Origin of the sequence: Streptomyces doebereineriae (genome assembly GCF_031845645.1) — a bacterium.
Lineage (GTDB): Bacteria > Actinomycetota > Actinomycetes > Streptomycetales > Streptomycetaceae > Streptomyces > Streptomyces canus.
The window spans coordinates 208,953-221,828 of sequence record NZ_JAVREZ010000004.1; the positions used below are offsets into that span (position 1 = coordinate 208,953).

Below are 12,876 nucleotides of genomic sequence, written 5' to 3' on the forward strand. Positions count from 1 at the left end.
TTCGTTCTACTGGCGCAGTCGTTGTATGCTGCTCCGGTTGCCCGATCTCGATCGGGCCATTCCCCCTGGCAGTGCCACTCAGATCTCTGATCCTACGATCTCGATCCCGGCTTGCCGGGATCCGACCGTAAGTGCATCTGAAGTCTTTGGAGTGACCCGTGGCTGCCAACTGCGACGTCTGCGGCAAGGGGCCGGGCTTCGGCAACAACATCTCGTTTTCGCACCGCCGTACGTCCCGTCGCTGGAACCCGAACATCCAGCGACGCCGTATCGTGGTCGGCGGGACGCCGAAGCGCGTGAACGCTTGCACCTCGTGCATCAAGGCCGGCAAGGTCTCGCGCTGACGCACAGCTAAGCGCGCGGCCACTGCTGGTTCGCTGCACTGAGCCGGTCCACCGAGAGGTGGGCCGGCTTTTTGCCGTGTCCACGCACTACGCGTCCACGCACTACGCGCCCTCGTACTGGCGGAACCGCCATCCATGATCCACGGGACCGATCCCGTCGCCGAGAGCGAAGCCGGCGGCGATCGCCCCGGTGACGTACTCCTTGGCGGCCGCCACCGCCTCCGGCACGGACTGTCCCTTCGCGAGCTGCGAGGCGATCGCGGAGGCCAGGGTGCAGCCCGTGCCGTGCGTGTGCCGGTTGTCGTAGCGGGGCGCGCGCAGCCAGTGCTCCTCACGGCCGTCGGTGAGCAGGTCGACGGCGTCGCCGGTCAGATGGCCGCCCTTGATGAGCACCCACTTCGGTCCGTACGACAGGACCGCCTCGGCGGCCTCTCGCATACCGGACTCCGACTCGACCCGGACGCCGGTGAGCTGCGCCACCTCGTCGAGGTTCGGGGTGGCGACGGTGGCGACCGGGAGCAGCCTCGTGCGTACGGACTCCAGGGCGGACTCGGCCAGCAGCGGGTCCCCGTGCTTGGAGACGCCGACCGGGTCGACCACGGCCGGTGCGTCCGTGGCTCCGAGCAACTCGGCCACCGCCTCGACGAGTTCGGCCGAGGCGAGCATCCCGGTCTTCACGGCCTGGACGCCGATGTCGTCCACGACACTGCGGTACTGGGCCCGCACCGCCTCGACGGGCAGCTCCCAGGCACCCTGTACGCCGAGGGAGTTCTGCGCGGTGACGGCCGTGACGACACTCATGCCGTGCACGCCGAGCGCGAGCATGGTCTTCAGATCGGCCTGGATTCCGGCGCCTCCGCCGGAGTCGGAGCCCGCCACCGTGAGCACCAGGGGCTTCACGACTCGATGTCCCCGCCGAAGTGGTCCCAGCCGCCCTTGCTCGTCCAGGGCGCCCCGTCGACCGTCACCTGGGGCAGCGCCGAGGGGTTGAGGACCTCGCCGATCACCTTCCAGCGGGCGGGGAGCTTCACGTCCGGTGAGAAGGTCGCCACGATCGCGTGGTCCTCTCCCCCGCTCAGCACCCACTGCATGGGGTCGACCCCGACGGCCTGCCCGATGTCGTTCATCTGGGTGGGGATGTCGATCGCGCCGGAACGGATGTCGATGCGGACCTTGCTGGCCTCGGCGATGTGTCCGAGGTCGGCGATCAGCCCGTCGCTCACGTCGCACATCGCGGTCGCGCCGAGCGCCGCGGCGGCCGGGCCCGCGTGGTACGGCGGCTCGGGGCGCCGGTGCGCCTCCACGAACGCGCGCGGCGAACGGAAGCCGCGGGCGAGCACCGCGTACCCGGCCGCGGACCAGCCCAGCCAGCCGGTCACCGCGACGAGGTCGCCGGGCTGGGCGCCGGCGCGGGTGACCGGCTCCTGGCCCCGCAGATCGCCGAGGGCGGTGATGGAGACCATGATCGTGTCTCCCCGTACGACATCCCCGCCGACCACCGACGCGCCCGCGACCTGGCACTCGTCGCGCAGGCCGTCCATGAGCTCCGAGGCCCAGGTGACGGGGAGTTCGGCGGGTACGACCAGGCCGAGCAGCAGGGCGGTCGGCACGGCACCCATGGCGGCGATGTCCGCGAGGTTCTGCGCGGCCGCCTTGCGGCCGACGTCGTAGGCCGTGGACCAGTCGCGGCGGAAGTGCCGACCCTCCAGAAGGATGTCGGTGCTCGCCACGACCCTGCGGTCGGGCGCGGCGACCACCGCGGCGTCGTCGCCGGGACCCACCCGGACCGCCGGGGTGGTGGTGAGACGGGAGGTGAGCTCCCTGATGAGCCCGAACTCACCGAGCTCACCAACAGTGCCCTTCATTGCCCTTACGCCCCTTCTGTGCCGTGCCGTGCCCGGTCGCGCGTCATCAGTGTCCTCGATACGGTCGAGGGGACCGTGAACTTCTGTCGTGTCCGCACCCCGGCGCGGGCGTCCACGCCCCCGCGGGTCTCCCCGCGACGAGCGGCGACGCGATACCGTGGCGTTCCTTTTCCCCACATGATCCTCGTGGCCGCCCTGGAGGTTCCGTGGTACAGGCGTACATCCTGATCCAGACGGAGGTCGGCAAAGCGTCGACCGTCGCCGAGACGATCAGCAAGATTCCTGGAGTCATCCAGGCCGAGGACGTGACAGGACCGTATGACGTGATCGTCCGTGCACAAGCCGACACCGTGGACGACCTGGGCCGCATGGTGGTCGCCAAGGTCCAGCAGGTGGATGGCATCACCCGTACCCTGACCTGCCCGGTCGTCCATCTGTAGCCCCCGTCTACCCTTGGCCGGTGAACTTCTTCCGTCACCGGCCTCTTGGTCTGCCCGCGCTCGCCCTGCTGATCACGGTCGCGGGCTGCTCCTCCGCAGACGACAGCGCGTCGGCGGCGGTTCCCTCGCCGGGGGCGGGCGTCACGAAGCTCTGCCGAGAACTGGACCGGGTACTGCCGTCCAAGGTCGACGACCAGGACCGTCGGGATCCCGAGCCCGCGTCCGCGCTGACCGCGGGCTGGGGTGACCCGGCGATCATACTGCGGTGCGGTGTCGAGCGGCCCTCGAAGATGGACGACCCGGAGGCCGACGGGATCGAGGTGAACGGGGTCGGCTGGCTGCTGGAGAAGCAGGACGACGGGTCGTTCCGGTTCACCACGACCCTGCGGAAGGCGTATGTCGAGGTGACGATCCCCAAGGACCGCACCGACGACGGCATGGCACCACTGGTGGATCTGGCACCCACCGTGAAGAAGGCGATCCCCGAGGGGATCGCCGACTAGCTGCCGTCCGGCTAGCGAAGCCCCGTCGACCTGCGCAGGGCCGCCTCGATCAACCTGCTCACCAGTTCCGGGTAACTGATCCCGCTCTTCTCCCACATCTGCGGGTACATCGAGATCGGCGTGAAGCCCGGCAGCGTGTTGATCTCGTTGATCACGAACTCGCCGTCCTCGGTGAGGAAGAAGTCCGCGCGGACCAGGCCCTCGCAGGAGGCCGCGTCGAAGGCGTCGACCGCGAGCCTCTGGACCTCGGCCGTCTCCTCGGGCGTGAGCGGCGCCGGCACGATCCCCGGGGTCGAGTCGATGTACTTCGCCTCGAAGTCGTAGTAGGCGTGCTCCTGCGGCGGGGGGATCTCGGCCGGGACCGACGCGCGCGGTCCGTCCTCGAACTCCAGGACACCGCACTCGATCTCGCGGCCCCGCAGCGCCGCCTCCACGAGGATCTTCGGGTCGTGGCTCTGTGCCTCGGCGATCGCCTCGTCCAGGCCGGACAGGTCGTCGACCTTGGTGATGCCGATCGACGAACCCGCGCGTGCGGGCTTCACGAACAGCGGCCAGCCGTGCTCGCCCGCGAAGTCGACGATCTTCGCACGGGCCGCGGACTCGTCCCGCTGCCACTCGCGCGGCCTGATCACCACGTACGGGCCGACCTTGAGCCCGAAGGAGGTGAACACCCGCTTCATGTACTCCTTGTCCTGGCCGACGGCCGAGGCGAGCACACCCGCGCCGACGTACGGGACGCCCGAGAGCTCCAGGAGGCCCTGCAGGGTGCCGTCCTCGCCGTAGGGGCCGTGCAGGACGGGGAAGACGACGTCGACCTCACCGAGCGCCTTGGGCACCGATCCCGGCTCGCTGTAGACGACTTCACGGTTCGCGGGGTCGACGGGGAGCACCACGCCGCCCTCGCTCGACTCGGCGAGTTCCTCGACACTCGGCGTACGGCGCTCGGTGATCGCCATGCGTTCCGGTTCGTCGGCGGTGAGCGCCCAACGGCCGTCCCGGGTGATGCCGATCGGCAGGACGTCGTACTTGCTCCGGTCGATGGCCCGCAGTACGGCGCCGGCGGTGACCACGGAGATCCCGTGTTCGGAGCTGCGTCCGCCGAACACGACGGCCACGCGCGGCTTGCGAGGCGGCTGCTGAGGGCTCTGGGGGAGGTTCTCGGTGCTCATATCGCGTTGAGAGTACCCGTTGGTAGTGCCCGGATACAGCGTGCGCCCCTGCGGCGAACGAGGCAAAAAACGAGGTCGTAGCTCAGCGTCGCTCGGGTTTCGCGCTGCGCGACATCAGCTCCTTGACGGCGACCACCGGGGCCTTGCCCTCGTGCACGATGCCGACGACGGTCTCGGTGATCGGCATGTCGACGCCGTGCCTGCGGGCCAGATCCAGCACGGACTCACAGGACTTGACGCCCTCCGCGGTCTGCTTGGTGACCGCGATGGTCTCCTGCAGGGTCATGCCCTTGCCGAGGTTGGTGCCGAAGGTGTGGTTGCGCGACAGCGGCGAGGAGCAGGTCGCCACCAGGTCGCCGAGACCGGCGAGTCCGGAGAACGTCAGCGGGTCGGCGCCCATGGCGAGTCCGAGCCGGGTCGTCTCCGCGAGACCGCGCGTGATGAGCGAGCCCTTGGCGTTGTCACCGAGGCCCATGCCGTCCGCGATACCGACGGCGAGGCCGATGACGTTCTTCACGGCGCCGCCGAGTTCGCAGCCCACCACGTCGGTGTTGGTGTACGGGCGGAAGTACGGCGTGTGGCAGGAGGACTGGAGACGCTGGGCGACCGCCTCGTCGGTGCAGGCGACCACGGCGGCGGCCGGCATCCGGGCGGCGATCTCCCGCGCGAGGTTGGGTCCGGTGACCACGGCGATGCGGTCGGCGCCGACCTTCGCGACGTCCTCGATCACTTCGCTCATCCGCATGGCGGAGCCGAGTTCGACGCCCTTCATGAGGGAGACGAGGACGGTGTCGGGCGCGAGCAGGGGGGTCCACTCGGCGAGGTTGGCGCGCAGGGTCTGCGAGGGGATCGCGAGAACGGTCAACTCCGCGTCGCGCGCGGCCTCCGCGGCGTCTGCCGTCGCCCGGAGGTTCTCCGGGAGTTCGACGCCGGGGAGGTAGTCCGGGTTCGTCCGCGTGGAGTTGACGGCTTCCGCGAGTTCGGGACGCCGCGCCCACAGGGTGACCTCGCACCCCGCGTCGGCGAGCACCATGCCGAACGCGGTGCCCCATGAACCGGTACCGAAGACGGCCGCCTTGACGGGCTTGCTCACTTGCTCTTCTCCCCCTCGTGGCCGTTCTGTGCCTGGGTCCGGCGCCGCTGCTCGATCCGCTCGCGGCGCGGGTCGTACGCCGTCTCGGGTGCCTTCTCGCCGCGGATCAGCTCCAGCTGGGCGGTGACGGCGGCCATGATGACCTCGGTGGCCTCCTTGAGGAGGTCCGGGGTCATGTCCTTGCCGTAGAACGGCGACAGGTCCACGGGCGGCCCCGCGAGGACGTACGAGGTCTTGCGCGGAAGCACATGGAGCTTCTTGGCGTACGGCGGCAGCAGTTCGTTGGCGCCCCACTGCGCGACGGGGATCACCGGGCACTTGGTCTGGAGGGCCACCCGCGCGGCACCGGTCTTGCCGATCATGGGCCACTGGTCGGGGTCCCGGGTGATGGTGCCCTCGGGGTAGAAGGCGACGCATTCGCCGCGGTCCACGGCGTCGATGGCGGCCCTGAAGGCGCTGAGCGCGTCCGTGGTCTCGCGGTAGACGGGAATCTGCCCCGTGCCGCGCATCATGGCGCCGATGAAGCCCTTGTTGAAAAGACCACTCTTCGCGAGGAATCGCGGAACGCGCCCGGTGTTGTACTGGAAGTGCGCGTACGCGAAGGGATCGATGTGCGAATTGTGGTTTACCGCGGTGATAAATCCGCCGTCGGCCGGAATATGCTCCATTCCGCGCCAGTCCCGCTTGATCAGAACCACGAGCGGCGGTTTGGCGATCACCGCTGCCAGGCGGTACCAGAAGCCGATTCTGCGGCGGGGCACGCGGACACCTTCCTCTAGGGCCTGGGGGGCCGCACAAGTGTCGCCCCAGGCCGCCGGTCTGTCGAGAACACCGTACGCCCCGCCACCGACACCGCCAGATGGGCCGCGTGACGACTGAGTGACAATGGCCGCCACCGGAGAAGGACGGAACACTCGTGCTGTGGACGTTGGTCATCCCGCTGAAGCCCTTGGCGCGGGCCAAGAGCAGGCTCTCGGACACCGCCGACGACGGGATGCGCCCGGGTCTGGCCCTCGCCTTCGCCCAGGACACCGTGGCGGCCGCGCTGGCCTGCCCCGCGGTCGGTGATGTGGCGGTAGTCACGGATGACGCCCTGGCGGGCCGTGAACTGGCGGCCCTCGGCGCCCGGATCGTCCCCGACGAGCCGCGGGGCGGCCTGAACGCGGCCCTGTCGCACGCGGCGGCCGTCGTGCGGTCCACGCGTCCCGAAAGCGCCCTCGCGGCCCTGAACGCCGATCTTCCGGCGCTACGGCCCCTGGAATTGGCCCGGGTCCTCGACGCTGCCGCGGAATTCCCGCGCGCTTTTCTCGCGGACGCCGCAGAAATCGGCACCACTCTGCTGGCGGCCCGGGAGGGCACGGAATTGCGCCCCGCCTTCGGCCGGGATTCCCGTGCACGACATCGCGCCTCGGGAGCGACGGAACTCCCCCTGACCGGGGTGGATTCCGTACGGCAGGACGTGGACACCGGCGAGGACCTGCGGGCCGCGCTCGCCCTCGGGGTGGGCCCCCGGACGGCCGCCGCCGCGGCGCGGTTGCTGATTCCCGGGCAGTAGGCTGCGGCCATGCAGGCGACCGCGTACACGTACGACCCCGAAAGCCGCAGCGGGCAGGTGCTTCTCGACGACGGCACCCCCGTCCCGTTCGACGCACCGGCGTTCGACGCGGGCGATCTGAGGCTGCTGCGTCCCGGGCAGCGCGTGCGCATCGAGATGGACGGGGACAAGGTCACCCTGGTGACCCTCCAGACCTTCTGAACCCCCTGTGCACACGCCGCGGGCCGGACTCCGATGTGGAGTCCGGCCCGGCGCGTGAGTGCCCTGTGCCCTTACCTCTTGCGGGCCGTGGCCTTCTTGGCGGTGGTGGTGCGAGCCGTCGACTTCCTGGCGGGGGCCTTCTTGGCGGTCGCCTTCTTCGCCGGGGCCTTCTTGGCCGTCGCCTTCTTGGCGGTGGTCTTCTTCGCGGCGGTGGTCTTGGCGGTCGCCGTGCTCTTGGCGGGCGCCTTCTTCGCCGTGGTCTTCTTCGCGGTGGCCGTCGTCTTCTTGGCCGTCGTCTTCCTCGCGGTGGTCTTCTTGGCCGCGGCGGTCTTGGCGGTGGCCTTCTTCGCGGCCGCCTTCTTGACCGTGGCCGAAGCCCCGCCGGTCAGGCTGCCCTTGGGCGCCTTCTTGACCGCGACGTCGTTCTTCGGGAGCTTCTTCGTGCCGCTCACCAGGTCCTTGAAGCCCTGGCCCGCGCGGAAGCGCGGAACGGAGGTCTTCTTGACCCGAACCCGCTCGCCCGTCTGGGGGTTACGGGCGTAACGGGCCGGCCGGTCGACCTTCTCGAACGAACCGAAGCCGGTGACCGAGACCCGGTCGCCCGCGACCGTCGCGCGGACGATGGCGTCCAGGACCGCGTCGACCGCGTCGGCGGCCTGCTGGCGGCCGCCGACCTTGTCGGCAATCGCTTCTACGAGCTGCGCCTTGTTCACGTCTTCCCCTTCGGAGACATTGCCAGAACGAAAGTGTTCAAGCTTTTTCGCACGTTAGGCAGATATATACCGCAAATCAAACACGAAACGGGCTTATCACCCTTGTGCCGCAACGAACTCGGCTGCTCTGGACGTGTTCAGCGTTCCTCTTCCGGGATTCGCCCCGCGTCGAGGTCGGCCATGAACCCCTCCAGACGCCTTGTCGCTTCGACGACGTCGTGCTTGGCCGCGGCCGTAATGACCAGCAGCTTCCGGGTCAGCGCCATCCGTACGCCCTCCGGGACTTGCAGTGCGCGCACCCTTGCGTGCGCTTCCTTGAGTTGGTCCGCGACTGCCGCATAGAGCTCGAGTTGGCCGTCGTGTTCCATGCACAGATTGTGCCATCTGGGGCGAGTTGTCGCCTGCTAGGGGTGCAACTGCCGCCTCAAACGGCCTTCCGGGCACATCCGGAAGCCACGGCTACAAGGGACGCGTACCCCGACAACACCCGCCGTAACGTGGGAAGTTGAACGGGCGTGTCGCACCGCGCGAGTCCGTACGGGCCCAGACACGGCCGTACCCCCGATCGGGCTGATCGGGGGTACGGCGGGGGTGTTGCGGTGGCCGAAACTCGACCTGTTCAGTTGCTCCGAAGGAGGGTTCCGGGTGGTCCGGCCGCCCTCGGGGTCAGCTCTGCAGCGTCCGCGGCTTGTACGAAGGTCGCTTGGCCTCGTACGCGGCGATGTCGGCCTCGTTCTGGAGGGTGATGGAGATGTCGTCCAGGCCGTTCAGCAGCCGCCAGCGGGAGTTCTCGTCCAGCTCGAAGGACGCGGTGATGCCCTCGGCACGCACCTCGCGGGCCTCCAGGTCGACCGTGATCTCGGCCGTGGGGTCCTTCTCCGTGAGCTCCTGCAGCGCGTCCACGATCTTCTGCTCCACGATCACCGTGAGCAGGCCGTTCTTGAGCGAGTTGCCGCGGAAGATGTCGGCGAAGCGGGACGAGATGACGGCCTTGAAGCCGTAGTTCTGCAGCGCCCACACCGCGTGCTCACGGGAGGATCCGGTGCCGAAGTCGGGGCCGGCGACCAGGACCGTGGCGCCCTTGCGCTCGGGCTGGTTGAGGATGAATTTCTCGTCCTTGCGCCAGGCCTCGAACAGTCCGTCCTCGAACCCGTCCCGTGTCACCTTCTTGAGCCAGTGAGCAGGGATGATCTGGTCGGTGTCGACGTTGGAACGGCGCAGCGGGACGGCCCGGCCGGTGTGCGTGGTGAATGCTTCCATGACTCTCAGACTCCAGCGGCGACAGGGGCGTCGGACAGGTCGGCGGGCGAAGCCAGGTGGCCCAGCACGGCGGTCGCGGCCGCGACCTGCGGCGACACCAGGTGCGTACGACCGCCCTTGCCCTGCCGGCCCTCGAAGTTGCGGTTGGAGGTGGACGCGGAGCGCTCACCGGGGGCCAGCTGGTCCGGGTTCATGCCCAGACACATCGAGCAGCCCGCGTGCCGCCATTCGGCGCCGGCCTCCTTGAAGACGACGTCCAGGCCCTCGGAGACGGCCTGCAGGCCCACGCGCGCGGAGCCGGGGACGACCAGCATCCGTACGCCGTCGGCGACTTTGCGGCCCTTGACGAGCTCGGCGGCGGCACGCAGGTCCTCGATACGGCCGTTGGTGCACGAACCTACGAAGACGGTGTCCACCTTGATGGAGCGCAGCGGCTGCCCGGCCTCCAACCCCATGTATTCCAGGGCCTTTTCGGCGGCGAGGCGCTCCGAAGCGTCTTCGTACGAAGCAGGATCGGGGACGTCCGCCGAAAGCGGCGCGCCCTGGCCGGGGTTGGTGCCCCAGGTGACGAACGGCGCCAGCTCGTCGGCCTTGATGACGACCTCGGCGTCGAACTCCGCGTCCTCGTCCGTCTTCAGCGTCTTCCAGTACGCGACGGCCGCGTCCCAGTCCTCGCCCTTGGGCGCGTGCGGGCGGCCCTCGAGGTAGTCGAAGGTGGTCTGGTCGGGGGCGATCATGCCCGCGCGGGCGCCGGCCTCGATCGACATGTTGCAGATGGTCATGCGGGCTTCCATCGAGAGCTTCTCGATGGCGGAGCCGCGGTACTCCAGGACGTAGCCCTGGCCGCCGCCGGTGCCGATCCTGGCGATGATCGCCAGGATCAGGTCCTTGGCGGTGACGCCGTCGGGCAGTTCGCCGTCGACCGTGATGGCCATGGTCTTCGGGCGGACCAGCGGCAGCGTCTGGGTGGCCAGGACGTGCTCGACCTGGGAGGTGCCGATGCCGAACGCCAGGCCGCCGAAGGCACCGTGCGTGGAGGTGTGGGAGTCGCCGCAGACCACGGTCATGCCGGGCTGGGTCAGTCCGAGCTGCGGACCCACCACGTGCACGACGCCCTGCTCGACGTCGCCCAGCGGGTGCAGGCGCACACCGAAGTCGGCGGCGTTCTTGCGCAGCGTCTCCAGCTGGATCCGGGAGACCGGGTCCGCGATGGGCTTGTCGATGTCGAGGGTCGGGGTGTTGTGGTCCTCGGTGGCGATGGTCAGGTCGAGCCGGCGCACCTGGCGACCGCTCTTGCGCAGACCGTCGAAGGCCTGCGGGCTGGTCACCTCGTGCAGCAGGTGCAGATCGATGAAGAGGAGGTCGGGCTCGCCCTCGGCGCGCCGGACGACATGGTCGTCCCAGACCTTCTCCGCGAGTGTCCTACCCATCGCTTTCCCTCCGGCCGGCAAACGTCCACCGGCCCAACTAGAGATCTTGAGGAGACGGCACCCGGCCCCAGTTCACGGGCGCCCGTCACCAGGCCCGTACGGTCACCGGGCCGCTGTGTCTACAAGGGTTGCGCGTCTCACGAAAAAAGGAACTTGCGTTTCACAGAGTGAGACGCGAGTATCGTTTCATGGACAACAGTAGCGGCGTCGGCGTTCTGGACAAGGCAGCCCTTGTCCTGAGCGCTCTGGAGTCCGGTCCGGCCACCCTCGCGGGCTTGGTCGCGGCGACCGGACTGGCACGACCCACGGCCCACCGGCTGGCCGTGGCTCTGGAACACCACCGCATGGTGGCACGCGACATGCAGGGCCGTTTCATTCTGGGCCCGCGCCTCGCCGAGCTGGCCGCGGCCGCCGGCGAGGACCGCCTCCTCGCGACAGCCGGGCCGGTGCTCACGCATCTGCGGGACATCACCGGCGAGAGCGCACAGCTCTACCGCCGCCAGGGCGACATGCGTATCTGCGTCGCCGCGGCTGAGCGCCTGTCGGGCCTCAGGGACACCGTCCCGGTCGGCTCGACGCTCACCATGAAGGCGGGCTCCTCGGCCCAGATCCTGATGGCCTGGGAGGAGCCGGAGCGCCTGCACCGCGGCCTCCAGGGCGCCCGCTTCACGGCCACGGCCCTGTCGGGCGTACGACGCCGCGGCTGGGCCCAGTCCATCGGCGAGCGCGAGCCGGGCGTCGCGTCCGTGTCCGCGCCCGTACGCGGTCCCTCCAACCGCGTGGTGGCCGCCGTCTCGGTCTCCGGCCCCATCGAGCGCCTGACCCGTCATCCGGGCCGCATGCACGCCCAGGCGGTCATCGACGCCGCCGCCCGCCTCTCCGAGGCACTGCGCCGTACGGGCTGAGCGGACTCCGTCGGAACGAGACCGGCCTCAACGCCGCGGCTAGGTCTTGGACCGACGGGAAGATGCCCGCCCAGGGGCGCTGGAGTGTATCGATCGTCCGCCCCGCCGTCGTGGCCGGTCGCGCAGTTCCCCGCGCCCCTAAGAGGTTGCACTCCCGGACTTGTATGCGAACCGTTCCCTCGCCGAACGTCCCCTGCGCTCCACCGGCACCTGCCCATGGGCCGCGGCCAGTCCGAACGCCGGCATGTCCGCGTAGATCGACTCGTAGGACCCCTCCGGCACCACATACGCCTCGTGCCACAGCCCCACGTGCCGCCGTGTCCTCCCCGCCTTCTCCTTGCGGTTGATGATCGCCCACGCCCGGTGGTGGAACATCTCCGGCGAGTGCGCGTAGGCGTACAGCTTCTCCTTCGACTCCCAGTACTGGACGACGTAGTACGTCCGCGGTGAGGCCGTCAGCAGTACATGCGAGAGCAGACCCCGCTCCGGAGCCTTCTGCAGTTCCCGCAGCATCCGCGGCATGGCCAGGAGGACCGGGACCCAGTGGTGCACGGCCCAGAAGCGGTTGATGCGCATCCCGATCAGCAGGACGACCACGTCCTTCTCCGCGGACGCGGTGGTGCGGCCTGCGGCGACCTTCTTCCCGATCATGGGACCCCCTCGTTGGCGAGCAGCACTATCCGACTGCGGCATGTTTGGATAGTGCCGGTATCCGAGAGGGGGTGCAAGAGATGCGGCTGGCCGAACTCAGCGAGCACAGCGGTGTGTCGACCGCGACGATCAAGTACTACCTGCGCGAAGGGCTGTTGCCGCCGGGCCGCCAGATCAATGCCACGACGGCCGAGTACGACGAGGAGCATCTGCGGCGACTGCGACTGGTACGCGCGATGATCCAGGTGGGCCGGGTGCCGGTGGCGAAGGTGCGCGAGGTCCTCGGACACGTGGACGACGACTCCCTGGGCCGCTCGATCCGTCTCGGCGCGGCGCTGTGGGCACTTCCGCAGGTGCCCGAGCCGGACGAGGACGACGAGTTCGTCCGGGCCGCGCACCAGGAGGTCACCACGCTCCTGGACCGGCTCGGCTGGGAGAACGCCAAGCAGCTCACGACCATCTCCCCCGCGTACCGCTCGCTGGTGGTGGCGGTGGCCGCGTTCCGCCGGCTCGGCTACGAGTGGGGGGCCGAACAGCTCGCGCCGTACGCCGAGTTGATGCACCGGACAGCCGTCCTCGACGTGGACAACCTGGAGACCCACCCGTCGGAGGCGGAGCGGGTCGAGTTCGCGATCCTGGGCGCGATCCTCAACGAGCCGCTGCTGCGGTCGCTGCACCGGCTGGCCCAGGAGGAGGAGTCGACGCGGCGGTACGGCTTCGAATGAGCCCCCGGACACGGCGAAGGCC

General features: G+C 69.4%; 17 protein-coding genes. 7 read left to right on the top strand and 10 right to left on the bottom strand.

What is annotated here, in order from left to right:
- Window positions 1–158 precede the first annotated feature (158 nt).
- Window positions 159–344: a 50S ribosomal protein L28 gene (rpmB, locus tag RNB18_RS13870; RefSeq protein ID WP_069765393.1), complete on the top strand. Its 186-nt coding sequence runs from the start codon at window positions 159–161 to the stop codon at window positions 342–344.
- Window positions 345–446: 102 nt separating this feature from the next.
- Here rpmB and thiD read toward each other — a convergent pair whose 3' ends face one another.
- Together thiD and RNB18_RS13880 are read right to left on the bottom strand one after the other, a co-directional pair.
- Window positions 447–1,244, bottom strand: coding sequence for a bifunctional hydroxymethylpyrimidine kinase/phosphomethylpyrimidine kinase (gene thiD / locus RNB18_RS13875; protein WP_311714413.1), 798 nt, complete (start codon window positions 1,242–1,244; stop codon window positions 447–449).
- Window positions 1,241–2,209: a thiamine-phosphate kinase gene (locus tag RNB18_RS13880; RefSeq protein ID WP_311714414.1), complete on the bottom strand. Its 969-nt coding sequence runs from the start codon at window positions 2,207–2,209 to the stop codon at window positions 1,241–1,243. Before RNB18_RS13880 ends, thiD begins: the two co-directional genes overlap by 4 nt.
- A 206-nt stretch (window positions 2,210–2,415) precedes the next feature.
- Between RNB18_RS13880 and RNB18_RS13885 the strand changes: the two genes are divergently transcribed.
- Both RNB18_RS13885 and RNB18_RS13890 read left to right on the top strand, forming a co-directional pair.
- Entirely contained in the window at window positions 2,416–2,649 is a 234-nt protein-coding gene (locus RNB18_RS13885) for an Lrp/AsnC family transcriptional regulator (protein ID WP_003997603.1), read from the top strand.
- Between the two features lie 20 nt (window positions 2,650–2,669).
- Window positions 2,670–3,152 (top strand): DUF3515 domain-containing protein, encoded by a 483-nt coding sequence (locus RNB18_RS13890; protein WP_311714415.1) that lies wholly within the window; start codon window positions 2,670–2,672, stop codon window positions 3,150–3,152.
- Between the two features lie 11 nt (window positions 3,153–3,163).
- Here the strand turns inward: RNB18_RS13890 and RNB18_RS13895 are convergent, their stop codons facing one another.
- From RNB18_RS13895 to RNB18_RS13905, 3 genes are all read right to left on the bottom strand, one after another.
- A complete protein-coding gene (locus tag RNB18_RS13895) occupies window positions 3,164–4,321 on the bottom strand; it encodes a D-alanine--D-alanine ligase family protein (protein ID WP_311714416.1) in 1,158 nt (385 codons plus the stop codon).
- An 82-nt stretch (window positions 4,322–4,403) separates the two neighbouring features.
- Window positions 4,404–5,414, bottom strand: a complete 1,011-nt coding sequence (locus tag RNB18_RS13900) for an NAD(P)H-dependent glycerol-3-phosphate dehydrogenase (RefSeq protein WP_311714417.1) — start codon at window positions 5,412–5,414, stop codon at window positions 4,404–4,406.
- Window positions 5,411–6,175, bottom strand: a complete 765-nt coding sequence (locus RNB18_RS13905) for a lysophospholipid acyltransferase family protein (RefSeq protein WP_311714418.1) — start codon at window positions 6,173–6,175, stop codon at window positions 5,411–5,413. Before RNB18_RS13905 ends, RNB18_RS13900 begins: the two co-directional genes overlap by 4 nt.
- 155 nt (window positions 6,176–6,330) lie before the next feature.
- Between RNB18_RS13905 and cofC the strand changes: the two genes are divergently transcribed.
- The gene (gene cofC, locus RNB18_RS13910) at window positions 6,331–6,969 is read left to right on the top strand and encodes a 2-phospho-L-lactate guanylyltransferase (protein WP_311714419.1); all 639 of its coding nucleotides are present in this window, start codon (window positions 6,331–6,333) and stop codon (window positions 6,967–6,969) included.
- 9 nt (window positions 6,970–6,978) lie between these two features.
- Window positions 6,979–7,170 (top strand): hypothetical protein, encoded by a 192-nt coding sequence (locus tag RNB18_RS13915; RefSeq protein WP_311714420.1) that lies wholly within the window; start codon window positions 6,979–6,981, stop codon window positions 7,168–7,170.
- A gap of 71 nt (window positions 7,171–7,241) precedes the next feature.
- On the opposite strand, the gene RNB18_RS13920 is transcribed toward RNB18_RS13915, so the two are convergent.
- The 4 genes from RNB18_RS13920 to leuC form a co-directional block, all read right to left on the bottom strand.
- On the bottom strand, window positions 7,242–7,883 hold the full coding sequence (locus RNB18_RS13920; protein ID WP_266559213.1) for an HU family DNA-binding protein: 642 nt from the start codon (window positions 7,881–7,883) through the stop codon (window positions 7,242–7,244).
- A 137-nt stretch (window positions 7,884–8,020) separates the two neighbouring features.
- Window positions 8,021–8,251 carry an SCO5555 family protein gene (locus RNB18_RS13925; RefSeq protein WP_007384922.1) on the bottom strand — a complete coding sequence of 77 codons (231 nt, stop codon included), beginning with the start codon at window positions 8,249–8,251 and terminating at the stop codon, window positions 8,021–8,023.
- A gap of 298 nt (window positions 8,252–8,549) precedes the next feature.
- On the bottom strand, window positions 8,550–9,143 hold the full coding sequence (gene leuD / locus RNB18_RS13930) for a 3-isopropylmalate dehydratase small subunit (protein WP_311714421.1): 594 nt from the start codon (window positions 9,141–9,143) through the stop codon (window positions 8,550–8,552).
- A gap of 5 nt (window positions 9,144–9,148) precedes the next feature.
- Window positions 9,149–10,573, bottom strand: coding sequence for a 3-isopropylmalate dehydratase large subunit (leuC, locus tag RNB18_RS13935; protein WP_311714422.1), 1,425 nt, complete (start codon window positions 10,571–10,573; stop codon window positions 9,149–9,151).
- 188 nt (window positions 10,574–10,761) lie between these two features.
- Between leuC and ndgR the strand changes: the two genes are divergently transcribed.
- Window positions 10,762–11,478, top strand: coding sequence for an IclR family transcriptional regulator NdgR (gene ndgR / locus RNB18_RS13940; RefSeq protein ID WP_007384919.1), 717 nt, complete (start codon window positions 10,762–10,764; stop codon window positions 11,476–11,478).
- Window positions 11,479–11,616: 138 nt separating this feature from the next.
- On the opposite strand, the gene RNB18_RS13945 is transcribed toward ndgR, so the two are convergent.
- Window positions 11,617–12,129, bottom strand: a complete 513-nt coding sequence (locus RNB18_RS13945; protein WP_311714423.1) for a DUF4188 domain-containing protein — start codon at window positions 12,127–12,129, stop codon at window positions 11,617–11,619.
- Between the two features lie 80 nt (window positions 12,130–12,209).
- Between RNB18_RS13945 and RNB18_RS13950 the strand changes: the two genes are divergently transcribed.
- Window positions 12,210–12,854 (top strand): MerR family transcriptional regulator, encoded by a 645-nt coding sequence (locus RNB18_RS13950; RefSeq protein ID WP_311714424.1) that lies wholly within the window; start codon window positions 12,210–12,212, stop codon window positions 12,852–12,854.
- The last annotated feature ends 22 nt before the right edge of the window (window positions 12,855–12,876 follow it).